Annotated in this window: 22 protein-coding genes; 8 read left to right on the top strand and 14 right to left on the bottom strand. The window is 42.1% G+C overall.

The genetic code is table 11. The annotated features are described in order from the left end of the window. Positions 1–129 precede the first annotated feature (129 nt). The 3 genes from AC4EG4_RS05790 to AC4EG4_RS05780 form a co-directional block, all read right to left on the bottom strand. Positions 130–1,650, bottom strand: coding sequence for a hypothetical protein (locus AC4EG4_RS05790; protein WP_490987200.1), 1,521 nt, complete (start codon positions 1,648–1,650; stop codon positions 130–132). A gap of 337 nt (positions 1,651–1,987) precedes the next feature. Then, complete coding sequence (locus AC4EG4_RS05785) at positions 1,988–2,707, bottom strand: anti-sigma factor (RefSeq protein ID WP_490987199.1); 720 nt, start codon at positions 2,705–2,707, stop codon at positions 1,988–1,990. Beyond that, positions 2,700–3,266 carry an RNA polymerase sigma factor gene (locus tag AC4EG4_RS05780; RefSeq protein ID WP_490978355.1) on the bottom strand — a complete coding sequence of 189 codons (567 nt, stop codon included), beginning with the start codon at positions 3,264–3,266 and terminating at the stop codon, positions 2,700–2,702. Before AC4EG4_RS05780 ends, AC4EG4_RS05785 begins: the two co-directional genes overlap by 8 nt. Before the next feature lie 234 nt (positions 3,267–3,500). Between AC4EG4_RS05780 and AC4EG4_RS05775 the strand changes: the two genes are divergently transcribed. After that, on the top strand, positions 3,501–4,364 hold the full coding sequence (locus tag AC4EG4_RS05775) for an SDR family oxidoreductase (RefSeq protein WP_490987198.1): 864 nt from the start codon (positions 3,501–3,503) through the stop codon (positions 4,362–4,364). Between the two features lie 112 nt (positions 4,365–4,476). On the opposite strand, the gene AC4EG4_RS05770 is transcribed toward AC4EG4_RS05775, so the two are convergent. From AC4EG4_RS05770 to AC4EG4_RS05750, 5 genes are all read right to left on the bottom strand, one after another. Further along, positions 4,477–4,908, bottom strand: a complete 432-nt coding sequence (locus AC4EG4_RS05770; protein WP_490987197.1) for an Hsp20/alpha crystallin family protein — start codon at positions 4,906–4,908, stop codon at positions 4,477–4,479. Positions 4,909–5,140: 232 nt separating this feature from the next. Continuing rightward, positions 5,141–7,588, bottom strand: a complete 2,448-nt coding sequence (gene uvrA, locus AC4EG4_RS05765; RefSeq protein WP_490987196.1) for an excinuclease ABC subunit UvrA — start codon at positions 7,586–7,588, stop codon at positions 5,141–5,143. A 51-nt stretch (positions 7,589–7,639) separates the two neighbouring features. Further along, the gene (locus tag AC4EG4_RS05760) at positions 7,640–8,236 is read right to left on the bottom strand and encodes a class I SAM-dependent methyltransferase (protein ID WP_490987195.1); all 597 of its coding nucleotides are present in this window, start codon (positions 8,234–8,236) and stop codon (positions 7,640–7,642) included. Between the two features lie 129 nt (positions 8,237–8,365). Further along, positions 8,366–9,838 carry an aldehyde dehydrogenase family protein gene (locus AC4EG4_RS05755; RefSeq protein ID WP_490987194.1) on the bottom strand — a complete coding sequence of 491 codons (1,473 nt, stop codon included), beginning with the start codon at positions 9,836–9,838 and terminating at the stop codon, positions 8,366–8,368. 27 nt (positions 9,839–9,865) lie between these two features. Further along, positions 9,866–10,603, bottom strand: a complete 738-nt coding sequence (locus AC4EG4_RS05750; RefSeq protein WP_490978348.1) for an SDR family oxidoreductase — start codon at positions 10,601–10,603, stop codon at positions 9,866–9,868. 174 nt (positions 10,604–10,777) lie between these two features. On the opposite strand from AC4EG4_RS05750, the gene AC4EG4_RS05745 reads away from it, so the two are divergent. Together AC4EG4_RS05745 and AC4EG4_RS05740 are read left to right on the top strand one after the other, a co-directional pair. Next, entirely contained in the window at positions 10,778–11,440 is a 663-nt protein-coding gene (locus AC4EG4_RS05745; protein ID WP_490987193.1) for a TetR/AcrR family transcriptional regulator, read from the top strand. Positions 11,441–11,716: 276 nt separating this feature from the next. Continuing rightward, positions 11,717–11,914 carry a hypothetical protein gene (locus tag AC4EG4_RS05740; protein ID WP_490978346.1) on the top strand — a complete coding sequence of 66 codons (198 nt, stop codon included), beginning with the start codon at positions 11,717–11,719 and terminating at the stop codon, positions 11,912–11,914. 329 nt (positions 11,915–12,243) lie between these two features. On the opposite strand, the gene AC4EG4_RS05735 is transcribed toward AC4EG4_RS05740, so the two are convergent. The 3 genes from AC4EG4_RS05735 to AC4EG4_RS05725 all read right to left on the bottom strand — a co-directional run bounded on the left by AC4EG4_RS05735 (position 12,244) and on the right by AC4EG4_RS05725 (position 15,192). Next, a complete protein-coding gene (locus AC4EG4_RS05735; RefSeq protein ID WP_490978345.1) occupies positions 12,244–12,681 on the bottom strand; it encodes a PTS mannitol transporter subunit IIA in 438 nt (145 codons plus the stop codon). A 30-nt stretch (positions 12,682–12,711) separates the two neighbouring features. Continuing rightward, positions 12,712–14,190, bottom strand: a complete 1,479-nt coding sequence (locus AC4EG4_RS05730; protein WP_490987192.1) for a PTS mannitol transporter subunit IIBC — start codon at positions 14,188–14,190, stop codon at positions 12,712–12,714. Between the two features lie 528 nt (positions 14,191–14,718). Continuing rightward, positions 14,719–15,192 carry a DUF1648 domain-containing protein gene (locus AC4EG4_RS05725; protein WP_490987191.1) on the bottom strand — a complete coding sequence of 158 codons (474 nt, stop codon included), beginning with the start codon at positions 15,190–15,192 and terminating at the stop codon, positions 14,719–14,721. A 558-nt stretch (positions 15,193–15,750) separates the two neighbouring features. Here AC4EG4_RS05725 and AC4EG4_RS05720 point away from each other — a divergent pair. Beyond that, the gene (locus AC4EG4_RS05720; protein WP_490978342.1) at positions 15,751–16,437 is read left to right on the top strand and encodes a GIY-YIG nuclease family protein; all 687 of its coding nucleotides are present in this window, start codon (positions 15,751–15,753) and stop codon (positions 16,435–16,437) included. Positions 16,438–16,542: 105 nt separating this feature from the next. Further along, positions 16,543–17,397, top strand: a complete 855-nt coding sequence (locus AC4EG4_RS05715; RefSeq protein ID WP_490987190.1) for a metallophosphoesterase family protein — start codon at positions 16,543–16,545, stop codon at positions 17,395–17,397. A gap of 79 nt (positions 17,398–17,476) precedes the next feature. On the opposite strand, the gene AC4EG4_RS05710 is transcribed toward AC4EG4_RS05715, so the two are convergent. Then, complete coding sequence (locus AC4EG4_RS05710; RefSeq protein ID WP_490987189.1) at positions 17,477–17,941, bottom strand: macro domain-containing protein; 465 nt, start codon at positions 17,939–17,941, stop codon at positions 17,477–17,479. A gap of 297 nt (positions 17,942–18,238) precedes the next feature. On the opposite strand from AC4EG4_RS05710, the gene AC4EG4_RS05705 reads away from it, so the two are divergent. From AC4EG4_RS05705 to pgeF, 3 genes are all read left to right on the top strand, one after another. Beyond that, entirely contained in the window at positions 18,239–19,480 is a 1,242-nt protein-coding gene (locus AC4EG4_RS05705; protein WP_490987188.1) for a PucR family transcriptional regulator, read from the top strand. A gap of 120 nt (positions 19,481–19,600) precedes the next feature. Continuing rightward, on the top strand, positions 19,601–20,731 hold the full coding sequence (gene ald / locus AC4EG4_RS05700) for an alanine dehydrogenase (protein ID WP_490978338.1): 1,131 nt from the start codon (positions 19,601–19,603) through the stop codon (positions 20,729–20,731). Between the two features lie 131 nt (positions 20,732–20,862). After that, complete coding sequence (pgeF, locus tag AC4EG4_RS05695; protein WP_490978946.1) at positions 20,863–21,621, top strand: peptidoglycan editing factor PgeF; 759 nt, start codon at positions 20,863–20,865, stop codon at positions 21,619–21,621. A gap of 251 nt (positions 21,622–21,872) precedes the next feature. On the opposite strand, the gene AC4EG4_RS05690 is transcribed toward pgeF, so the two are convergent. Then, positions 21,873–23,168: an L-lactate MFS transporter gene (locus tag AC4EG4_RS05690; RefSeq protein ID WP_490978337.1), complete on the bottom strand. Its 1,296-nt coding sequence runs from the start codon at positions 23,166–23,168 to the stop codon at positions 21,873–21,875. Positions 23,169–23,181: 13 nt separating this feature from the next. Further along, complete coding sequence (locus AC4EG4_RS05685; RefSeq protein WP_490987187.1) at positions 23,182–23,457, bottom strand: hypothetical protein; 276 nt, start codon at positions 23,455–23,457, stop codon at positions 23,182–23,184. Positions 23,458–23,751: the final 294 nt, after the last annotated feature.

Here is a 23,751-nt window from a genome sequence, read left to right as displayed (position 1 = left end):
AAAAAACCGTTCATCTCTGTAAAATGAAAGTTACCATACTACAGAAAGAACGATTTTCATGTGCAATCCGAAGATTATTTCCTCAAACTATAGTGTTGAATAAGTCGTATCTCTACTCTCCCTTGTGCATTAGAAGTCCTCAGGGTATTCTTCACTCAATTTGTCTTTCAGGTTATCCAAAACATATGTGTTATACACCCACTCTTCACGAATGAGCTGCCGATATCCTGCCAACGGTTCAGAAGAGTTTATTGTTTCATAAATAGGCAGGAGTTCTTCGTCAAAATAATAATATTCGTTTTCTAAATATGCTACTTGAGCTTCTTCTGCTTTCTCAAGTGATAGTTGCGGATCAATAAGCAGGTAAATTTCTGCCAACAACACCAAATCATCGACCAAAAACGCTTCTATGTCTTCAGCGATTTTGAGTTCAAGCAATTCTGCAGCTTCGGTGAATTTCTTTTGGTCCAGCAAGACGTCGACCAAAATCCACTCGGCCGCATCCTGATCGTAAATGTCTCCGGCCCTTTTGATGGCTTCAATTGTTTTTTCAGCACCTGTGTATTCTTTTTTATCCAGCTGAACATAAGCCTGATCAAACAATTCCATCATTTGGTTTTGTTCAGCAATTTTTTGATTAAGAAAAACTTCTTCATATTCCTCAATTTTCATGCCGATTGTTGTTTCCAGCGTTTTGTAAAAAGCTGGGGTTGACCTGGACATCAATAAATTTGGAATAAGTTCTTCCCCGTGTTCATCCACCAAGCTTTCTACTGCTAGAAAGCTTTGGAGATAAGGATCAAACGTTTCTGTAGAAGAGCTGTCATAATCTTGTGGGCTATCCAGCTCATGAAAGTCTATAATTTCTGTCGTTTCCAGGTCATACCAACCGCCGGATTCATCTGCCAGATAATCGGCAACCCCCTCTTCAAACCACGAAGGAATACGGGTGATTGGCAAGCTGTGCTGATTGGAAAAAAGATGGCTTTGGTAATGTGAATACTCATGGACCAAGATCAGTTCCCAGCTCTCGTCCGTTGGAACCAAATGGATGCTTTTATTTCCAAAGTTGTAATAGCCAGCCACTTCTTCTCCGCCGTAGCTGGATTCCAGCGAGTCGTAATCTTCGTGGAATTCAACCGTTAAGCCGCCTTCATCTTGAGTTCCTAGATATTGATTCAATCTTTTGCGCTGCTGCTGGAGAACTTCATCGATTTTGGCGATTTCATCTTCCGTTTTTTCAGAGTAAAAATAAGTTACGCCATTCTGCTCAGTCTTCAGCAGTTCGGGCTGTGAAGAAACCTTGAATACAGTGGACGCAAAAAGCCTCACTTTAGCATCTGCCGCCTGATTTTCATCTCCAGTCGTGTAGGTTGCAAATGAGTTGATAATCGTCACACACGCCACGATGATTGTCAGGGCAATGGATAAAACCATCAATCCAATCGCTTCTTTGACATGGTTAATTTTGAAGAACTTGAGCTTGCCTTGTACAATGGCGACAACGCTCAAAGAAAACAAAAACAGACAGATTGCAAAAAATAGTCCTGAAATCATCAAACCACCAACGAGTCCCTGGTTTAATATGAAGAAATATGCCAAATACGAACAGCCAGCCAGGATGAAAACTTGCTTCAAAATACTTTTCATTGGTGCCTCCAGTTAGGTTAGGTTTCAAAGACAAATAAACTTTGCCACAAAACAGATAACCGTGCTGCTGGAAACCAAGTTAATGTGATAAGCCCTTAATCTTTTCTATATATTAGCAGTTTAGCAATTGAATACATAGTCCTTTTAAAGTTGACTTAACATTTGCTTATGCTCGTAGGAACATCTGGATAAACTGAATCTTTTACTTGATTAAAGAAGCAGGTTAAGAAGTTTCTTGTACGGTTTCCAAAGACAGCCATTTTTGCCCTTAGCTGTCTGTTAATATCATTCTTTAACATTACTAAAAATAAAAAAAACTGACCGCAAAAGCGGCCAGTTAAATTTCTGCACTTAATACAACTTCACCTTCAGGCAAGTCATTTCCCGCTTGAGGCTCGAGCGTAATCGCGATTGTGTCCCAATCGGTTGAATTTTCGTTAAGCTGATAGTAACTTGCCCCTTCGCCGTTTGGACTCGGCGAGAAAGCGCCTGCTGGTATCGGCTGGTCATCTTTGATCAACCATACTTGATAAACTTGGTCGGCGTCCAGTTCAGCCAATTGATTGGCTTGTACAACCAGATTCAGCGCACCTGCTTCTTCAATCATTTCAGCTGTGGCCGTTCCTGAAAATGCTTCGTTCGGTGCCAGTTGAATTGATTGAATAGCCGTTTCCACCGCTTCATCCTGATCTGACAATTGAAGAAACGCATAGGCATTTCCTAACAAGGATGCTAAGAACACTGCTGCAATCAGCGGTTTCCAAATATTCGGCTTACTTTTCTTATTGTGCATCGGTATTGGAGACATCGTTGGTTTCAAAGCAGCAGGCGATTCGTTCTGTGCCGGCTTTTCTTCAAATACATTGGATAAAATTCGTGCTTTCATATCAACTGGCGGTTCCACTGGATCTGCAAGATAAGGGAGCTCGCCTGTTGCTTCCACTATTTCCTGGCATTCTGTACATGTTTTCAAATGTTGTTCAAACTGCTTGCTTTCATCTGCCGACAGCGTTCCGTTTAAATAATCTACTAAACGGTCACAATCCATGCTATTCATCATAAGCCCCCCTTTCCTGCATCCCATGCAGTGATGTTTTTAATTTTTTTAAAGCCAGCCTTATTCTGCTCTTGACAGTCCCGAGTGGGATATCGCACATGTCTGCGATGGTTTCATGTGTATGTCCTTTAAAATAGAACAAATCGATCATTTTTTGCTGATCGTCCGATAAGTGCTGAACAGCCGTTTGAATTTTTTCCTGCTTTTCCTGCCATTCCACTTGCACGTCTACAGGTGTATCATTACTGACCATTTGAGCAGCTTCTTCAATCGGTACGGTCGGTTTTTTACGTTTTCTTATCAAGTCAATGGCTGTATTTTGCGCCATTCTAAAAAGCCACGAAGTAAACTTTCCTTTGCTTTCATCATATACACCTTTGCCACGCCAGATTTTAATAAAAACCTCTTGCAGCGCTTCCTCAGCCAGATCACGATCTTCCAGCATCTTATATAGAAATGAAAAAAGGATTTTTTCGTAGCGGTCATATAATTGTTCCAATGCGGCTTTGTCCTGTTGATTAACCCGCAAGTATAAGCTGATATCAGTACTTTTTTCCATCCCCTGTCTCCTTTATTACATATTTCGTCTTTCTACCTTACTATACTTCCCGCTACAGGAAAATCTTTTCTTTTAATAGAATATCCTGATATCCAGTAATTTGAAGAAATGCATTGCAGTAAATCTTTTCATTTCCCTTATACACAATACGTAAAAAGTACGGAAATAGTTCACTTTTTCGGAAAAACGGGAATAGAATAACGAAAAGCCAATAACATGACTGGAGGAGATTGGATGATTTACAACATCACGGCTGCTACTGGACATCTTGGTGTGAAAATTGTGGAAGAGGCGTTGTCATACATCAAACCTGAGAATCTAGTGCTGACTGTTCGCAATCCCCAAAAAGCTGTCCGCTTCAAACAAATGGGCATTGGGGTAAAGCAAGCCAATTATCGCTCAGAACAGGCGCTAGCGGCGGCTTTTAAAGGAACAGATGTCCTCATCTACATTCCAAGCTTGACGTTTCCGAGTGTTGCACGAATCATGGAGTTTGAAAATGCCATTGTCGCAGCTGAAAAAACAGGCGTCAAACAGTTTATTTTTATTGGATTTATGGCTGACCATGGCAATAACCCTTTCAAGATGAGTCCTTTCTTCGGCTATGTGCAGCGCCGTTTGGCTTCTGGGAGCGTTCCGTACACTTATATCCGAAATGGCATGTATTCCGATCCCTTGGCCCCTTATCTTCCCGAACTTGCCAAACGGGGGAAGATTCTTTATCCGGTAGCTGACCAAAAAATATCATTTATTTCCAGAGCAGATCTTGCAAAAGCTATTGTTCAAGTTGCGGTACTAGAAGATTTTCATAACAAGGAGTATACATTAACAGGACCGAAAGCTTGGTCAATGGAAGAACTGGCTGATCTCATGAGCCAGATCAGCGGATCCCCAATTTTTTATGATCCGCTCACAAGTGAGGAATTTGCAGAGCTTTACGATGAGCCAAAAGGCTTTGGGCCTGTTCTTGTCTCCTTGTACGAGGCAGCGGCTAAAGGATTGATGGGAGAAGTGACAGGAGACTTTGAACGCATCACAGGAGAAAAAGCAGAAGATTTGTCCACATATATAGAAAGAGAATATCGAAATTTGTTTTAGTTTCCAATAAAATCATCAAAAAATCGTCCGTTTCTGTATAATGGCAGTTACTGCACAACCATTGCAGAAAGGACGATTTTTATGGGCAATCTGTTGTCAGCTACAATCAACACTATTCGATCATAATTTGATGGCCTTCCTCTTTTTGCTTGTCCTCTTTTGATTTTGGCACTTGCAGCATTAATACGCCATCTTTGAAAGAACCGGAAATGTGGTTTTCATCTACCTCGCCAATGTAGAAACTGCGTTTAAATGACCCATAGGATCGTTCTTTCCGGATATAGTGGCCGTCGTTTTCTGTTACTTCTTTGTTTTCTTCTTTCTTGCCTTGAAGCCGAAGGTAACCATCTTTGTACTCCACGGAAATATTTTCTTTGGCAAAGCCAGGAATGTCCACTTCCACTTCGTAATGATCTTCGGCATCTTTAATGTCTACTTGGGGATAATTGGCTTCTTTAAAAAAGCGATCAAATACATCCATTTCAAAGTTGCTGTCGAAAAGGTTAGGAAAAAAATCATCCCGTTTTCTTGGCAAAAGTCTCATTTCAATACTCTCCTCTCTAGCTCAGGTTTTTTAAATTTCAATTGAACTCTTTCCCATAAATCGGTTATGCAACAAAGTAGACTACCCAAAACTTCTCTTTCCTATGGCAATTTCACTTCCATAAGCTGAAGAAACACCCCTTCTACTCATTATTATAAAAAATAATATTTTTTTGTCAATTTATAATGTCTGAATTTACATTTAATTCAGATAACTAATTTTATATCTTCACTTACAAATATCTGCCTGTATAAGAGTTCTCGTTGGCCTTTATCTCTTCCAGAGTTCCTTCAGCGATGACCTGCCCGCCTTCATTTCCCCCATTAGGCCCCAAATCGATGACCCAGTCAGCTTCCCGAATAATTTGCGTATTATGCTCTACAATAATGACAGTATGTCCTTCATCCACCAGTTTATTGAGCAATAAAAGCAGCTTTTTGACGTCGTTCGGGTGAAGGCCGGTGGAAGGCTCATCCAAAATGTACAGCGTCTCTCCTCTGCTTTTTCGATTCAATTCTTTAGCCAATTTCAAGCGCTGCCCTTCACCACCTGATAAAGTGGTCAAGGTCTGGCCCCATTTTAGATAACCCAGCCCGACTTCACAGAGCAGGTCGATAGTGGAGAGGATTTTTTTCTGTTCACCCAAAAAAACAGCGCTTTCCTCAATACTGACATTCAGGATGTCTGAAATTGACTGCCCATGGTACATTACGGCCAATACTTCCTCTTTAAAACGTTTTCCTGAACAAACAGGACAAACCACTTCCACATCCGGCAAAAAATACATGGGTGTAAAAACATAGCCCATTCCGAGACAGTGTTCACAGCGGCCGCCTTCTGTATTAAATGAAAAATGCTTTGCGGTCAGCCCAGCTTTTTTTGACTGTGGCAATTTGGCAAACAAATTCCGCAACAGCATGTAGACCTCTGTATACGTTGCCACATTCGACCGCTGCATCCTGGTTAAACTGGATTGGTCAACTGTTACCATCCCGCTGAGTTCTTTTGTTCCAGTGATCCGGTCATAGCCATCTTTAACGTGGTCAATCCCTCCGCTAGCTGCCAATATTTCAAACACTAAAGAAGATTTACCAGAACCTGATACCCCGGTGATTGCGGTAAACGTACCGAGCGGAATACGAACCGTAATGTTTTTTAAATTATTTTTGTAAGCGTTATGGATGGTTATTTGATGCCCATTGCCTTTTCTGTGAATCTTTCCGGGCAGTTCGGGTTCTTTTAGGTAAGCCCCGGTCACCGAATAGTTTTGGTTGACTAATTGAAGCAGTGTGCCTTCCCCAACAATTTCCCCGCCGTTTATTCCAGCCGCTGGACCCAGATCGATGATCCAGTCTGCCTGCTTCATGACATCCACGTCGTGTTCAATGACTAGAACCGAGTTGCCCAAGTCCCGCAATTCTTTCAACACATCAATCAATCCTTGCGTGTCTTTTGGATGCAGTCCAGCAGTCGGTTCGTCCAATATATATAAGACGCCCGTCAAACTGGAACCCAGAATAGTTGCTAGCCTGAGCCGCTGAGCTTCGCCGCCAGACAAAGTGGCAGATTGCCTTTCCATGGACAAGTAGCCGATGCCCACATGAATGATCCGCTTAATTTTTTCACGCAGTTCAAAAACGAGGGATGCCGATACCGATTCGTCTTCCGCTCTAAAATCCCGTGAAATCTCCTCTACCCAGGAAAGTATGGCATCTAACGGAATTTGGGAAACCTCAGAAATCGATTTATTATTCACTTTAACTTGTCGACTTTCTTCTTTTAACTTGGTTCCTTGGCACCCGGGACAGGTTTCCTGGAAGAAAAAATCTGCTTCTCCTGAGTTTCCGCCTTTTTCCTGATAGCGTCTCCACATCCCGGTCAAGACACCCTCAAACTTTCCTTTGGCTACCGTTTTCGGGGGTGGAACTTCGGGATAATGCTTTTTGAATTCTTCACTTTCCACTCCGTAAAAAAGTAAATCTCTTTGTTCCGCCTGCCAGTCCTTTACTGGCAGGTTTTTATCAAGTTTAAGGCCATAGTGAAGGGCCGCTGCAACAGCGGAGTTGCCGTAATAATCGGCGACCGCCGCATTCCAGATGGTCACTGCTCCCTCATTTAAACTTTTCTCGAGATCCACTACACGCTCTGTCCGGATCCCGAGCTTTCTCCCCAGTCCCGAACAGGCTTCGCAAGCGCCTTCAATTGTATTAAAGGAAAAATGGGCCTTCCTTAAGTTTTTCATTTCGTAACCACAGACAGAACAAGCCATCGTTTCACTTTCCTCATCCAGCTCCAACGGTTTCCGGACCATTTGGTGACAATTCGGACATTTTCGTATGCCCAGTTTTTCATAAATGACACGCAAATACGTATACATGTCAGTCACCGTTCCGACAGTTGAACGTGGATTTCGATTGCTCGCTTGCTGCTGCCCGATGCCAATAGAAGGCGACAGCCCGCTGATGGATTGCACCTTAGGCTTATTGATGAAATTGGTGGTCAAACCGTTCAATTCCATATATTGCCGCTGGCTTTCTCGTTGGATGATATCCAGTGCCAATGTAGATTTTCCAGAGCCGGAAGGACCGGTAATTACGACGAGTTGCTGCTTCGGAATCGCGACTGAGACGTTTTTCAAATTATTTTCAAAAGCTCCTTCGATGCGAATAAAATCACTCACATGCAGCGCCTTCTTTCTTGAATTTCTATCTGCTGGTTTGTTAAAGAGGGATCATCGTTGCGGATTGCGGCATTCAATGGTCAAAAATAACCCACCGTAGTAGGAAGTCACCTTTTGCACTTCCCAACCCGAACTCCTTACTAACCCAAGAGTGTCTCGGTTTAAATGGCAGCCGTCGCACAGCTTTTTCCAGATCGGCGTCAAAGCCTCTTGCGTTTTCCCCAGTAGTTTTTGATCCATTTTGACATGTTCAAATAAAAGAAGCTTGGCTCCTGGTTTGCTAACTCGTTGAATTTCCCGAAGAGCACGCATCGGTTCCGGGATGGAGCAAAAAACCAAGGTTGCAACCACACTGTCAAAACTGTTGTCGGCAAACGGCAGCTGCTCTGCTTTTGCTTCGTAAAGACGAATGGGTATCCGTGATTTTTTGATGTGTTTGACTGCTTGCTTGCCCATTGCCGGGTTTGGTTCAATGGCATCGACCCGTAAAACATTTCGGTAATAGCGAAAGTTAGCTCCTGTGCCGAAACCGATTTCCAATACCTTTCCTTGCGCTTTTCGAACAAGCTCAGCACGAATCCTCTCAAAACGGGTTTTTTCCAGCGGCTTCATTGCCAGGTCGTATACATGAGGTAACCATCCGGCCATTTTCATCAACTCCTTTCCCAATGGTTTGGTTGCTGTTGAATTCGACTTTCCCTTCACGATCTCCTCTGTAAAAAAGCAGAAGATACAAAACGGCAGCCCCATCTCTGAGGCTGCCGTTTCATCAATTCCTTATTTTTTTGTATTGTTGACAAACGGTCCATATTCGCGGCGCTGATGCTGAACCGATAACCATTTCAAAGTCGTAAACTCTTCCAGTACCCATTCGCCGTTAAAGCGGCCAAGTCCTGAATCTTTTTCTCCGCCAAACGGCATATGTGCTTCATCATTAACCGGCTGATCGTTAACGTGGATCATGCCTGTATGAATTTGGTGTGCAATATTTGTGCCATGCTCGATATTTGCTGAATGGACGGCTCCACTCAATCCGAACGGATAAGCGTTCGCTTGTTCAACCACTTCTTCGTCACTGCTAAACGGAATTAAAATGGCAACCGGTCCAAAAATTTCATTTTCAGCAAGCGGCATGCTGTTGGTCACGCCTGTTAATACAGTCGGCTCCAATACATTGCCTTCTGCTTTTCCTCCAAGACGTACTTTCGCACCTTGTTCGACAGTCGCATCAATGTCTTTAAGGATACGGTCAACTTGATCACGATTGATCAGCGGTCCAACCTGCGTATCCTGCTCTGCCGGATTGCCGAATTTCAATTTGCCGGCACGATCGATAAATTGCTCTGCAAACTCATCGTAGATATCTTCATGAACAAAAATGCGGTTAATCGCCATGCAAATCTGGCCTTGGTGATAGAACTTGCCAAACAATGCAGAATCGACAGCCTGATCAACATCGGCATCATTCAACACGATAAAGTTATTGTTGCCGCCAAGCTCAAGTGCTGTTTTCTTCAGAGCACCTCCGGCAAGTTCACCGATGCGTTTTCCGACTGGTGTTGATCCAGTAAACGAAATAAGGCGTGGTGTTGGGTGCGTAACGATATCGTCGCCAATTTCCGAGCCGCGTCCAACGACAACGTTTAACAATCCTTTAGGCAAACCAGCTGCTTCGAAAATGCTGGCAAATAACAAGCCGCCTGTCACCGGAGTGTCCGTTGCGGGTTTGATGACAACTGCATTGCCTGTAGCAAGTGCTGGCGCGATGGAACGAATCGCCAAGTGCAACGGGAAGTTCCACGGGCTGATAATGCCAATTACTCCCAGAGCATTGCGGTAAACGCGATTTTCCTTGCCTGCTTGCTGCGAAGGAAGAATTTTGCCTTCCATACGGAACGGGAAGGTGATCGCTTCTTTTAAGATGTTTATGGAAGCACCAAACTCGACCGTGGCTTTGATAACCGTACTGCCTGCTTCTTTAACAAGCCAGTCGATAATCAATTCTTTATTTTCCTGCATTACGTTCAATGCTTTTTCCATGACAGCCTGTTTGTTTTGAGGCAGTTCTTTTGCCCATTCCACTTGTGCTTCAGCAGCTGCTTTGTAGGCAGCATCTAAATCACTTTTATCTGCGGCTTGAGTTGTCACCAGTTCTTCCCCTGTGAACGGGTTGGAATTTTTCATTTGGCTGTCGCTTGAACCTTGAATCCATTCACCATTTATATAAATTTTCGAAAAATCGGTTTTCACTTTTATCGTCTCCATTCTCTTTTGGGTTTACGCCTGTTGTCTAGGGCGAATTAAAATCTCATTGACGTCAACATGTGCCGGCTGTTCAACTGCATAGGCAATTGCATTGGCAATATCCTGCGCTTCAAGTGGTTTCATCGAACCGCGGTTTTTCATCGAAGCCAGTACATCTTCGTCTGTAATCGTATCCGTCAGTTCCGTCTGGACGGCACCAGGTGAAACGATGGTTACACGGATTTCGTGAGATGGATCGATTTCTTGCCGCAATCCGTCTGAAATAGCGCGAACCGCGTATTTGGTACCGCTATATACCGCACTTCCTTTGAAGACCATATGGCCAGCTACAGATGACACGTTCAACACATGACCGAACTTTTGTTTTTCCATGATTGGCAATACAGCAGCGATCCCGTAAAGAACCCCTTTGATATTGACATCAACCATTTTATCCCATTCATCCACTTTTAATTTATTCATAAAGGATAAAGGCATTAACCCGGCGTTATTTACCAATACGTCGATTTGCCCAAACTTTTCGATCGCTTTTTCAGCTAATGCTTTCATTTCATCTGCTGATGTAACATCTGTAACTCTATATTCAGCTGTACCACCAGCTTCTTCGATTTCTTTCTTTAGTTCAACCAATCTGTCTTCCCGTCTTGCAGCAAGAAGGACTTGATATCCTTTAGAAGCTAATTCTTTCGCCGTTGCCTGGCCAATCCCACTGCTGGCACCTGTAATAATTGCCGTTTTTCCTTTTGCCATATCAATCCAACTCCATTTCTGTATTTTAGACGTTTTCTTGAAAAACAGTCTATTATTGTTCTCATCATACATCTTTACCCCCTTCACTTGTCCACTCAAACAAACTCGTGTAAAAAATGGCAATCTCCTTCCACCTAACATGTGTTATAATTTTCACAAGATGGAGGTGTTTGTATGCGGAAGATTACACCGGAAGAACGGCAAATTATGCGCCGCTCCTATGCTGAAAAAATTATGGAGACCGTTCGTACCGAAGGATTTATTACGTTAACGATTCTGGATTTAGCTCATTTAATGGGAATCAGCAGGGCTTCCCTTTATAATTTTTTCGCATCAAAAGAAGACATCATCCTGGAAGTAACAGAAATTTATATTGACTACTTGAAAAAAACCAACCAATTTATTAACAATTCTCGTTTTTCATATATTCAACGATTGCCAACTGTTTTTGAGCAAGCTGCATTTTCCACCGTGTATGCGTCAGAAATCTATTTAAGCGAATTAAAATCCACCTGTCCGGACTTATACAAACGAAAGTTGGAATTAGCAAATCAACGCATCGCCACACTTCATGCCTTTTACGAAAAGGGCATCGAGGACGGCGTATTCAATCCGCTCAACCCATCACTTGTCGTTGCTCAAGACGAAGCTGCTTTGCGAAAAATTTTGAATTCCTCTTTTTTGATGGATGAAGGCCTTTTGTTGGAAGACAGCATGTATGAGTATTATGAAATTATGAAGCACCGCACATTTACTCCAGCGTCCATCAAAAGAGAAAAAGATCCCTATATTAAAAATGTAGTGGAAGTCATTGTCGGCCAATTGACTAAAATTTAAGCGACTTTTACAGAGCTTGTGAAGTTACTTTAAAATTATCAAACTCTCATCCTTCTGTTGTGAAGTCATTAAAACCCCGAATTCTTGACAGCCTAAAAAGCGACATCACATTACGTGACATCGCTTTTTTATTTTCTGTAAAATTGGTTTTGATTTGTAATTCCATGGGAATAGAATTGAACAAAAACTTTTAAGAAATCCAGAAAATAATAGTTTAAAAATTCCGACTAATGGAATATAATAAAATTCAACTACCGAAAAAAGGAGATGGTTAAAATGAACTTGGACTCTATTAAAGGCTCAAGTATGATCGTGAAGATGGCACGTGCATTAGTGGAAGACGGTTGGTTGTTCACGCCCAATGAATTCGATGTCATCGTTAAAGCAGAACACAAAGATACTGGGGAAGCCATCTCTTTTCATTCGATCGGCAACTTGAAAAGATGGATGTACGAAAAAGCGTTAAGCTACTAACCGCTCTCAAAATAGAAAACCTCGTTGACCCGTGTGGTCTGCGAGGTTTTTCCATTTTTATAAGCTCGCTGCTTTTTTGCACAATTCCGCATTGATGCCCTGCTTTTTCAAGTTTGTAACGATTTCACTCATTTTTTTCTGTTTTGGGTTTGCACAAAATAAGATTCTACTCATTCTCTCCAACCTCCATAAACTTTAAATAACCTCAGTATATAGAGAAGATGTGAACAAACTATTACCAAATGAACATTTTTAAAACTTATGGCAGTAATTCTTCGAAACTCAGCGACAAAGTCGCTCTTTTTTATCAGCCAGTATGGTGCTACTTTTTAGCTCACTTCACTAAAAATCTCCATAATCTCATCTTCTGAAGAAGCATTCAGTATTTTTTCGATATTTTCTTCCTCAGAGCAGACAATCGCAATATTGGACAAAATCTCCAAGTGTTCATTATTTTTTCCAGCAATGCCAATCAGAATTTTGGCGATGTTGCCGCTGCCGAAATCAATACCCTCAGGTACTGTAACCACTGATATGCCGGTTTCCAGAACATTCGCTTTGGCATCTTCCGTACCGTGTGGAATCGCCAGGCTATTGCCCATAAAAGTAGAAGCCATTCCTTCCCGTTCCAGCATTTTATCGATGTACCCAGCATCCACATAGCCATTATCTACCAGGATTCCTCCCGTATACCGAATGCCTTCTTCCATTGTAGCAAGCGGCACATTTAATTTGATGTTATCCTTTTTCAATACTGCTTTTGCCATGTCCACCACTCCTATCCGAATTTTCATGTTCTATTCTTTATTTTTTAAGCGCTGTGCCAATTTGTCATACTCTGGACTGTTCATAAAGTTTTCTACTGAAATATGCTCTGCCTGTGGCAATTTTTCTTTTGCGCGCGCGGTCAAATCTTTATGGGTAACAACAATATCTGCATCTTCAGGCAATTGGCTGATGGCAGTATTCGTAACCGGTATATCTATTTGTTCTTTTTTAAATTTATTTTTCAGTAAAGAGGCTCCCATCGCGCTGGAACCCATCCCTGCATCACAAGCAAATACGACACGCCGAACTTGATCAGCTGTTTTCATCCCTGGGTCTGATGTCACTACAGCTCCTTCTTGCAGCACTTCACCATCCGAAGTGTCGGTAGGACCTTGAGCAGCTTTAGGCGCCAAATATCCGGCAGCTGAACTTTTCTTACCCTTCATTTCTTCCATTTTTCCAGTAGCAGCGGTCAAATCTTCCTCGACATCTTTGGTCGTTTTTAAAATAATGGAAGCAATAGTGAAAGAAACAGCTGCCGCTACCAACACCCCAAGAACTACGCCTACATAATTGCCTTGCGGCGTCAACGCCAGCAAAGCGAAAATACTTCCGGGAGACGGCGTTGCGACTAACCCTGCATCGAATAATACAAAAGTGAACACGCCGCTCATTCCCCCTCCGATGACCGCCAATACCAACAATGGCTTCATCAACACGTAAGGGAAGTAAATTTCATGAATCCCGCCAAGAAACTGAATGATGGCTGCACCGGGAGCCGAGCTCTTGGAAATCCCTTTGCCAAAAATACTGAAAGCAAGCAGGATACCAAGACCGGGACCAGGATTTGTTTCCAACAGGAACAAGATGGATTTTCCATTTGCTGCAGCTTGTTCAACACCCAATGGACTCAACAGCCCGTGATTAATGGCGTTGTTCAGAAACAAAATTTTTGCTGGCTCGATGATGATGCTGGCTAAAGGCAACAGGCCAGCATCCACAATTACTTCAACACCAGCAGCCAGACTATTGGTTAATGAATTGACTATAGGACCAACACCAATTAATGAAATCAATGCAAGGATTGCACCTAAAATACCAGCCGAGAAATTGTTGTAGAGCATTTCAAACCCGGCCCGAATTTTGTCCAAAAACAAGCGATCGACTAATTTCATCAAATACGCTGCAAGTGGCCCCATGATCATTGCACCTAAAAACATCGGAATTTCGGCTCCTACAATGACACCCATTGTAGCTGTAGCTCCGATTACTCCGCCTCGGAAATCATAGACCAACCGTCCACCCGTGAACCCAATTAACAACGGCAGTAAATACTTAATCATTGGATCTACTAAAGCTGCAAAATCTTCATTCGGCAACCAGCCGGCTGGAATAAACAATGCCGTAATAAGGCCCCATGCAATAAAGGCGCCGATATTCGGCATGATCATCCCGCTTAAATGACTTCCAAAGCGTTGAATACGCGCACGATTTTTACCTTCAGCCATTTTGAATCCCCCTCTTCTGTAGTAATTACGCCAAAAAGACAAGTAAAATGCAGAAATGTTCATTTAGCTAACACCTTCGGATTTCGAAACTCTTTTATGCTATTTATTGCAAATGCTTCAGTTCTCACCTCTTTCACAATATAAGTACAAAGTTGTAAGTATTTTGACTTTACTTAGATGTTAGCATATTCCCATTAAAAGATGTTAGTTTTTTCTGAATAATCAATTAAATTAAAAAGATGCAGATTTATCTCAGTCGCACCAATAAATAACGGCAGCGAAGATGCTATCAACATCTTCGCTGCCGTTATTTTAACTATCTATTTTTTCTTTACAGATGATGTTCAAATGATGGACGGTCATTTTTCGTTGCTGCTCTGCGAAAATCTTTATTAGCTTACTCATCGCGCCCATAACCATGCCATCGAGCAAAAAAGCAGGCAATCAGTTTCCAAATGAATTCTCAAGTGGCTTGTACAACAAACTGCCAGCAAATTCCGCTCAACAACACCAATTATTTTTGGCATTTTAATAACGCAGCATCCGCAACATGAAAAACAATACACTGCCAAATACTACAATTAACAAAACGGGCAGGAAAAAGACACCCATTCCTTCTGCCGTTCCAGAAGCCACTCGGATATTCTGGACAGTAATAAAACTGAAAAAAAGCAGTATTTCATTTTTCAATACGTTCATCATTCTTCTGCCATTTTTGTACTGGAGTTCGGCATTATCTTTTGTCAAATTTATATAATTATAACTATAAGTATGAGGATGTCTTTCAAGTACCGACATACCTATCCATAAACCAGCAGCGATTATTGGAAGCAGAAATAGCTGTTCTTTGCCTCCCCATCCATCCACTTCTCCGGCTCCGTTGTAATGACTTGGCACTTGATTTGGCAATGCGTCAAATTGGATCAATAGATACAGCAGCATCGCAAAAAAACTTAGCAAGGCAATGGCATTTAGTAGAGTTTCAAACCTTGAACTTGGCACTTTTATTTTCGGTTGATTGCTCGTAGCAAGTCCCCTCCCCTACCGCTTCGTTTTTTTCAAAAAAAACCTGAGACTAGTCATATCAAGGCTCCAAGAAATTTATACATATAAGAAAGCAAAATATTATCATTGTTAACTATTTAAAAAATATGTCCATATTCGCAGACTCTGACTCGGAAATATGATTTTGCGGCCAGCTCATCCTGTCCAGATCTTTATGAATTCTCCTTTTTCTTTTCCTTTGCTTTGCTGACTTGCAGTCTAAGTACGCTTCTGTTTTTTGGCTAATAACATTGGCGATCTTTTCTTCTCCTCTTATCTATTCAGGAATACAGCACATTAAACGGAGGACTGTTGCAGTAACGAGTTTGTATTGTTCATTAGTTTTAGATTGATTAGATTCAAAATAAACGTTTCAATTAATCATTTTTTCCAGACATATCCTTGTTAGTTAAATATTTTACATTTTTTCTACTTCTACCCTCTTATTTCTTCGTATTTATACTATAATAAGGGATAAGCCCTAATTATTCCAACCGCTTTGAGGAGGCATGTGCCATGTTCAAAAATTTTTTTGCTAAATTCACTAAATCTCAAAACCATCCCGCCGAAAAACCCACGTTTCAACCTGTACATTCAGATAAAATCTACCTTTTCGACTCCAACCAACAGGAACTTGATCGCGTTATCCAGCTCCCTACTCTCCCTGGAAAAGCACCCGGATATGTTTACTTTGTTCAGGAATACATGACCGGTTCATTTAAGATTGGCAAAACAAAGCAGATCGACCGGCGCATGAATGTCTTTAATGTGAAGTTGCCTTTTGAAAACAAGCTGATTTTCCTCATCAAAACTGCAGATCACCATCAAACAGAAGCTGCGTTCCACCAACATTTTTCAGCAAAGCGATTGGAAGGTGAATGGTTCAAACTGACAAGGGACGATCTGAAGTGGATAAAAAGCGGCTTTTATACCGATAACATTCATAAAACCATCAATTCCCCATCTCAAGTGACAAAACAGCTAATTGCCAATAAAGCAAAAACCGAGCAAAAGCCTTTGACAGAAAAGCAAATCGAATTTGCCAAAACCTTGATGCAGAAGTTAGAACAAGGATACGAACTCAATTCGGAATACGCAAATTGGACACAGAAAGACTTGAATCGCTTAAGTGGATATTTCCGATTCAAAAATATGGGTGCTTTAACAAATTTGATTGAGAGCGGCGTCCTGAAAACGAAATAGCTGTTAGTTTTGCCGATTCATATAACTTTTACGCCGGCTTAAAAGAAGCTCAACAATTTCATGCGATACTGTCTATAGAAACGCTTGAAAGGGGCAGAAAAGCTGATGAAAATTGCGGTGATCGGTGATTTGCATTACCCGGCATTAAAAGAAACCTACTCCTTTATTGAAAAAGATCGACAAACGTTTTATGAGATTTTTTTAGAAAAGTTTTTTTCCATCCCTGCTGACCTCTATGTATCTATCGGCGACTTGACTAATTTTGGGACGCATGATGAACTGGCAGATGTTTATTCCATTATTGAGAAACATGGAAAACCATTCAAGCACGTTCTCGGCAACCATGATGTGTATGGCATGACACGTAAAGAAGTACTTGCCATCACTAAGCAGCACCGCTTCCATCAAGTTTCAACAAATTCGGTTGTTTTGGCCTTTTTGGACACCGCGCAAGAACAAAATTATGCCGATTGGGGCGGAACGATGGATTCACTGCAACAAGATTGGCTGTCTGCTGTTGTACAGGAAACGGAAAATCGGCCGCTTATCCTTTTTGGGCATCACCCGATTCATGGCACCACTAAAAATTCGACGAAAGAAAAACGCTCTATCCACCCGGACATTCCAATGTGGGAAATCTTATCTCAAAAAACAGGCGTTGGCTTGTATGTCAACGGCCACAACCACTTTAACTCTATCGCAGCGCGTGAGAATTGGACATTCTTGCAGCTGGCAGCCGTGCTCGATGAACAAGCTATCCGCTTGATTGAGGTTTCCGACTCTCTGTTGTCGATCGACTATGTATCTTTTGCTGATTTAGAGCTTCAAAAGCATGCGCAAGTAATCGGTGACGCCATCGACCATTTCCGGCTGAATCCATGTCCTCTTGGAACTGCTGCAGACGTGAAATACGCTATTCCTTTGCCAAAAAAAGATGCTTTGGCTCCACTTCAAAAGTAATAGGCAAACTTCTAAAAGCCGCAATTCCGTTACTGGAATTGCGGCTTGTTTTCACATTTTCTTCAAACAGGCATAGAAATTAATTGGCGAACAGCACCAACTGCACATGCATATCGTTTTTTTCTAAAAAGGTTTCTATTTCTGAAACGGCCACTTGCTGTGCCTGATCTTTCGGGTATCCGTAAATTCCTGCAGAAATCAGTGGAAACGCGATTGATGTGCAATTGAGTGATCGAGCCAATTCCAAAGAGTTTTGGTAGCACTCCCGCAATATCTTTTCTTCCCCCTGTGAACCTCCGCGCCAAACAGGGCCGACCGTGTGGATAATGTGCTTTGAGGGCAATCGGAAAGCATCGGTGAAAACAGCTTTTCCCGCTGGACACCCTCCAATTTTGTCACAGGCCCTTTGCAGTTGTGCTGCACCGGCTGCATGAAAAATCGCTCCGCAAACGCCTCCGCCCATCTGCAGCTCCGAATTAGCAGCATTGACAATGGCATCTGTTTTTACTTTTGTAATATCCTGTTGAATAATTTCGAATGGCATGCTGGAAAACCTCCTATTGAATTAAAATCCAATGCGACTAAAATTCGTCTTTACACTCTAACACTTTACGGAACAGGTCTAAGTAGTTTCTTGATACCACTCTGATAGGTGCATCAAACTCTTTATCCCATACATTTCCTTAATCAGCGCAAAGCCATCGGAATCTATTGTGCTTATTTGGAATTCTGTTCACAGTCTTTCCTACGGGTCTAGAGTAAGCCGCTCATTTTCGTTATACTAGGGTGTAACGATCAATGAATGCAGCGTGATTTAGAGCGCCGCTAGAGGAGTTGCCCCATGTACGAAATGCCACACAAAAACCCATTTAAAAAATCATTTTTTGACTTAAATGAATTGGTTGACTGCATCCAGGAAACTTTTCATTGTCCAGCAACAATCGAGGACACCAATCACCGGCTGCATGCATACAGCTCTCATGAAGACGATACAGATTCAGCGCGCATCGGTACAATCATTTCCCACCGTGTTCCCGAAAAAGTCATTAACCGACTTTGGAAAGAAGGCGTGATTCCAAAATTGCTGCAGTCAAACTCTGCGGTGCGCATTTCCCATATAGAAGACATCGGACTTCGCGACCGGGTGGCGATCTCTATTCGAAAAAACAATGAAACCCTTGGCTATATATGGATAGTTGAAGGCCAGTCAAAGCTGACTGATGAACAGCTGGAGCTGCTGCGGGATGCAGCGGTTGCTGCCATGCCTTTAATGTCGAAGCTTTATCAAAACCGCAAACGAAAAGAAGAAAACTATCAGGATTTTTTGTTGCAGCTGTTAACTGGACAATACAAAAATCTGAATGAAATCCAAAATAAGTTTTACGATTTGAATTTAAAAATGCCTACCAGCTTTACCGTTCTTGCTTTTCGTTTTGAACAGGACATTACTCGAAAAATGGAAGAGCAAGTTTCCTACTTGATCACAACCAGCCAAAAAATTACCAATCATTTTTTAGTAGTGATGGATGAAGAACTGATTCTTATTGCATCCCCCCATCCTTCACAGCAAGATGACAAAGCTTTTGGCGACTTTATTTCGTTTTTCATCTCTGAAATGGCTAACCGATTTTTTGTTAAAGGCATTAAAGGAAGTTCGGGAACAAGCTACAATGATTTCGACAAAGCCGAGACAAGCTATCAGGAGGCATTGACCGTGTTGAAAATGAAGTCACGTTTTCCAGTGGAGTTGGAGCATGTCCATCATTTTCGCCATCTGGGTGTTTTCAGGTATTTGGACCTTATCCAAAAAGAGCAGCGGACTCAACGTTATGAGCATCCAGCCATCGCTAAGCTCGAAGCATATGATGCTCTACATAAATCCAATTTGCTGAAGACACTTGAAGTTTTTATCCAGCAAGACAGCAATATGAACGATGCAGCCAAAAAACTCTTTGTGCATACCAACACCCTCCATTACCGAATCAAGCGCATCACGGAAATTGGGGATATTCAGCTAACCAATATTCACGAGAAAATCAGTATTTACCTCGATTTAAAAGCCCGAAAACTCGACGGGAAATAGCCTTTTGTGAAATTTCACAAAAGAAACCGCTTTCTTTCTTTTTTTCATCCAATGAACAAATAAGCTCTTCTCGCTATACTTATGGATATCTACACGATCCGTTTAATAGGGGGAAAAAAAATGATTATTGGGGTTCCAAAAGAAATTAAAAACAACGAAAACCGGGTGGCGATTACTCCTGCTGGTGTCGATGCTTTTGTAAGAGCTGGACATCAAGTCAATATCGAAACAGATGCCGGACTTGGAAGCAGCTTTACAAACGAAGATTACATTGCAACCGGCGCGAATATCGTCGCTACCGCTCAAGAAGCATGGGCTGCTGAAATGGTGTTGAAAGTAAAAGAGCCGATCTCTTCTGAATACCAATACTTCCGTGAGGATCTATTATTGTTCACCTACCTGCACCTGGCAGCTGAACCTGCTTTAACACAGGCATTGGTCGACAATAAAGTAACAGCAGTTGCGTATGAAACGGTCTCGGTTAACCGGACCTTGCCGTTATTGACACCAATGAGCGAAGTAGCCGGCAGAATGGCGGCTCAAGTTGGCGCGCAATTTTTAGAGAAAATTTACGGTGGAAAAGGCATCCTCTTGTCGGGTGTCCCTGGCGTGCAACGTGGAAAAGTAACGATCATTGGCGGCGGTGTGGCAGGAACAAATGCAGCAAAAATGGCAATTGGCCTTGGCGCGCAAGTAACGATGATTGATTTAAGTCCGGAACGGCTTCGCCAATTGGATGATCTTTTTGGAACGGATGTTACCACATTGATTTCCAATCCATTCAATATCGCAGAAGCAGTTAAGGCATCTGATTTGGTTATTGGCGCTGTCTTGATTCCAGGTTCAAAAGCACCTAAATTGGTATCGGAAGAAATGGTTCAGTCAATGAACCCTGGATCGGTAATTGTCGACATTGCCATCGACCAAGGCGGCATTTTTGAGACAGCAGACCGCATCAGCACACATGACGCCCCTACTTACCTGAAACACGAAGTGGTTCACTACGCTGTGGCCAATATGCCTGGCGCTGTGCCACGTACTTCCACTATCGCGTTGACCAATGTCACAGTAGGCTATGCACTTCAAATGGCCAACAAAGGTGTTCAGCGTGCAGTAGCTGAAAATCCGGCGTTAAAACTTGGCGTTAATACCGCAAACGGCAATGTGACATATGAAGCTGTGGCCAAAGACCTTGGCTTTGACTTTGTCTCTGTCGATGATGCACTTACTAAACCGGCATCATTAGTCTAACAACACATCAAAAGACGTTCCTCCACTGTTTGACAGTGCTGGAACGTCTTTTTCCTTTTTTAAAAATACAGTTTCCTCTCCTTGCTGTACAGAATTTCCGAGTTGCTTTACATTAGAGAAAGGTGATGAAAATGAAAGCAAAACGATACGCAAATGACGAGCGCTTTGTTTCGGGCATGACACTAAGAGATTCGGCAGCACCCGAACAAAATAATATGGCGCTGCATGCTTGTGAAAACCCAGAAACGATTATAGCCAATCGAGAAAAACTGGCTCAGTGGTTAAATGTTCCACTGGCTGCATTTATTTGTACGCAGCAAACACATAGTGCAAACTTTCGGCAAGTTTCCATAGCAGATAGCGGGCGTGGCGCATACGATACAGCGGATGCCTTTTCCGATACCGATGCTTTGTATACGTATGACGCCGGGCTTGTACTGTGCAGCTTTGCGGCGGACTGTGTACCTGTCATTCTCCGCGACAAAAAAACCGGATTGATTGCCGTTGTCCATTCCGGTTGGCAAGGCACGATCAAAGAAATCATGCCTAAGTTGCTTCGCCACTTAATCGAAATTGAACATTCCCATCCTGCTGATTTGGACATCCAGATCGGTGCAGCCATCGGCCAACAGCAATTTGAAGTCGATGAGGACGTGTATTCAAAATTCCGTTCTCTGGGTTATGCTGATGCGTTCATTTATTTTAACGAAGCTACGAGTAAATACCATATCGACAATCAAGCAACTGTCAAAAAACAATGCGAACTGGCAGGGGTTCCAACTGGACAGATCTTTGTTGAGCCTGTCTGTACATTTTTAAGTCCGGATGGTTTCTCTTACAGGCAAAACAAAAAGAGCGGCAGACATTTGATATTTGCAATGAAAAAATGATGCTCGTGTCGCATTGGAATCCCAATCAGTTTCGGGAAGTAAGTTGAGAAACTATTAGAGTTTATCAATTTTGGAAGTGCCACTTCCCCTTGCTATGTCTAAGAGTTACATATTATATTCCAAAAAAAAGTCGTTTCTGAAAGTTTTCAGAAACGACTTTTCTATTTATTTCGATGAATTTCTGTCAAAATTGCCTTCAACAAATTATAAACTATAGACCTATTATCACCATAACTTTATAACTATATAAATCAGTTGTTGCCTTCTTGCAAATTCAACCCTTTTGAAGAGTTGGCAGCTTTTTGTGATTCCTGCTGTCCTTCAACCCGCTTAATGTCCCAACGGATCAAGAGTGAAATTAGGAAAGCGATGGAGACTAACACAATAAAAACATAGAACACTGGAACATAGCTGTCTGTACGCTCACGAATTTGCGAGACAATTGCCGGTCCGATAATGCCGCCCATTGACCACGTTGTCAATAGGTAACCATGGATTGCGCCCAGCTGTTTTGTTCCGAACAAATCGCCGATAAACGCTGGAAGATTTGAGAACCCACCGCCGTAGCAGCTGACAATGACTAAAATCATCGCTTGGAATATGAGTACATTTCCAATGTTCGGAAGCATCGTGAAAGCAATAATTTGCAGCACGAAGAAAATGGTGAAAACGGTCGGACGTCCGATGTAATCAGAAAGTGCTGCCCATCCAAGACGTCCTCCGCCGTTGAAAATTCCCATAATGCCAACTAACGTAGCAGCGCCGGCTGCAGATAGACCGATCATTTCTTGTGACATCGGTGATGCTACAGAAATGATCATGATGCCTGCACTGACATTGATCAGCATCATCGACCAAAGCATCCAGAAACGGCGGGTTTTTACTGCTTCTTTAGCAGTCAATTGCGCCAAATCTTTCTTCATCACTTTTTTGCCCGAGTCGATCGCCTGCTGCATTCCTTGAGGCATCCAATCTTTCGGCGGCGGCGCAATGTAAGCGGCACCTAAGAGGATCAAAATAAAATAACTGATTCCAAGAATATAAAAGGTTGTGCTGACACCGTACGTACCGATTAGGTCAGCTGCAACTGGTGCCGTGATTAATGCACCTGCACCAAAGCCCATAACCGCCATTCCCGTGGCCAATCCTCTTCGGTCAGGAAACCATTTAACTAGAGTCGAAATTGGGGCGATGTACCCTACTCCAAGCCCAAGGCCGCTTAAGAAGCCATATGTTAGAAGAAATAAGATCAGCGAATCGATTTGAATGGCAAACCCTGCACCGGCTTGTCCAAAACCAAACAAGAATGCTGCCACAATTGCGGATTTCCGAGGTCCGTTCTTTTCAACAAATCCTCCAAAGAATGCGGCTGAGATACCACCAAGAGCCATCATAATTGTAAAGGCGTATGTAATTTCTTTAGGTGCCCAACCCATTTCACTACTGATTGGCGTCGTATATACACTGTAGGCATAGGCCGCCCCGATTGATAATTGGATAGCAATCGCTGCCAGAGCAATCAGCCACCTGTTTTTTGTTTTTCCCATCGAGCATCCTCCTTTAAATTAAAAATCCACTCTGTTTTTTCAGAAGCGATTCTTCAGAGAATACCTCCTTATTCAAAATAAAACAAATACTTTTTTGGCAATAATAGTTTTTGCTAAGCGTTTTTCGGGCTTGAAAACCAGCTGGGAGTAAGATTAAACAAAGCAAAAAAAATATTATTATAAAATATTTGCCAGAGTATTCTTTCTTCTTTTGCATCATTATCGTTTTATGCGATGTCCAAATTACAAAATCTTCTCTTTCAACATCAATTTCTTCTGCTTTAGACAAAATAAACCTAATCGCAGTCAATTATTATGAAGTTCTCAGCAAAATAAGTTAAGGTAAATAAACAACACAAAATAGTCACAAATTCCTCAAAATGTGCATTGATAGTGGTTTCGAATTTTATTTAAGCGTTAAAATGTAAACGCTTTACTCAAATTTCAGTATAGTAATATTTAGTAAAAACATCACGGTACAATAAATTTAAAGGAGAGATTTACATGACAACAACAAAAGGTTTAGAAGGTGTAGTAGCAACCCAATCCGCCATCAGCTCAATTATTGATGACACACTTACAT

Source organism: Planococcus sp. TJ-201 (genome assembly GCF_058268495.1).
The sequence above is the reverse complement of the archived record's forward strand: the minus strand, read 5'-3'. Positions and strand labels throughout refer to the sequence as shown.

What these genes read in the sequence shown, in the direction of transcription:
- AC4EG4_RS05775 (WP_490987198.1), top strand. Translation starts at nt 3,501, where the DNA reads ATGATTTACAACATCACGGCTGCTACTGGACATCTTGGTGTGAAAATT.
- AC4EG4_RS05710 (WP_490987189.1), bottom strand. Translation starts at nt 17,941, where the DNA reads ATGCCATTCGAAATTATTCAACAGGATATTACAAAAGTAAAAACAGAT.
- AC4EG4_RS05770 (WP_490987197.1), bottom strand. Translation starts at nt 4,908, where the DNA reads ATGAGACTTTTGCCAAGAAAACGGGATGATTTTTTTCCTAACCTTTTC.
- AC4EG4_RS05740 (WP_490978346.1), top strand. Translation starts at nt 11,717, where the DNA reads ATGAACTTGGACTCTATTAAAGGCTCAAGTATGATCGTGAAGATGGCA.
- AC4EG4_RS05720 (WP_490978342.1), top strand. Translation starts at nt 15,751, where the DNA reads ATGTTCAAAAATTTTTTTGCTAAATTCACTAAATCTCAAAACCATCCC.
- AC4EG4_RS05730 (WP_490987192.1), bottom strand. Translation starts at nt 14,190, where the DNA reads ATGGCTGAAGGTAAAAATCGTGCGCGTATTCAACGCTTTGGAAGTCAT.
- AC4EG4_RS05750 (WP_490978348.1), bottom strand. Translation starts at nt 10,603, where the DNA reads ATGGCAAAAGGAAAAACGGCAATTATTACAGGTGCCAGCAGTGGGATT.
- AC4EG4_RS05715 (WP_490987190.1), top strand. Translation starts at nt 16,543, where the DNA reads ATGAAAATTGCGGTGATCGGTGATTTGCATTACCCGGCATTAAAAGAA.
- AC4EG4_RS05760 (WP_490987195.1), bottom strand. Translation starts at nt 8,236, where the DNA reads ATGGCCGGATGGTTACCTCATGTATACGACCTGGCAATGAAGCCGCTG.
- AC4EG4_RS05790 (WP_490987200.1), bottom strand. Translation starts at nt 1,650, where the DNA reads ATGAAAAGTATTTTGAAGCAAGTTTTCATCCTGGCTGGCTGTTCGTAT.
- AC4EG4_RS05735 (WP_490978345.1), bottom strand. Translation starts at nt 12,681, where the DNA reads ATGGCAAAAGCAGTATTGAAAAAGGATAACATCAAATTAAATGTGCCG.
- pgeF (WP_490978946.1), top strand. Translation starts at nt 20,863, where the DNA reads ATGAAAGCAAAACGATACGCAAATGACGAGCGCTTTGTTTCGGGCATG.
- AC4EG4_RS05705 (WP_490987188.1), top strand. Translation starts at nt 18,239, where the DNA reads ATGTACGAAATGCCACACAAAAACCCATTTAAAAAATCATTTTTTGAC.
- AC4EG4_RS05690 (WP_490978337.1), bottom strand. Translation starts at nt 23,168, where the DNA reads ATGGGAAAAACAAAAAACAGGTGGCTGATTGCTCTGGCAGCGATTGCT.
- AC4EG4_RS05745 (WP_490987193.1), top strand. Translation starts at nt 10,778, where the DNA reads ATGCGGAAGATTACACCGGAAGAACGGCAAATTATGCGCCGCTCCTAT.
- AC4EG4_RS05780 (WP_490978355.1), bottom strand. Translation starts at nt 3,266, where the DNA reads ATGGAAAAAAGTACTGATATCAGCTTATACTTGCGGGTTAATCAACAG.
- AC4EG4_RS05785 (WP_490987199.1), bottom strand. Translation starts at nt 2,707, where the DNA reads ATGAATAGCATGGATTGTGACCGTTTAGTAGATTATTTAAACGGAACG.
- ald (WP_490978338.1), top strand. Translation starts at nt 19,601, where the DNA reads ATGATTATTGGGGTTCCAAAAGAAATTAAAAACAACGAAAACCGGGTG.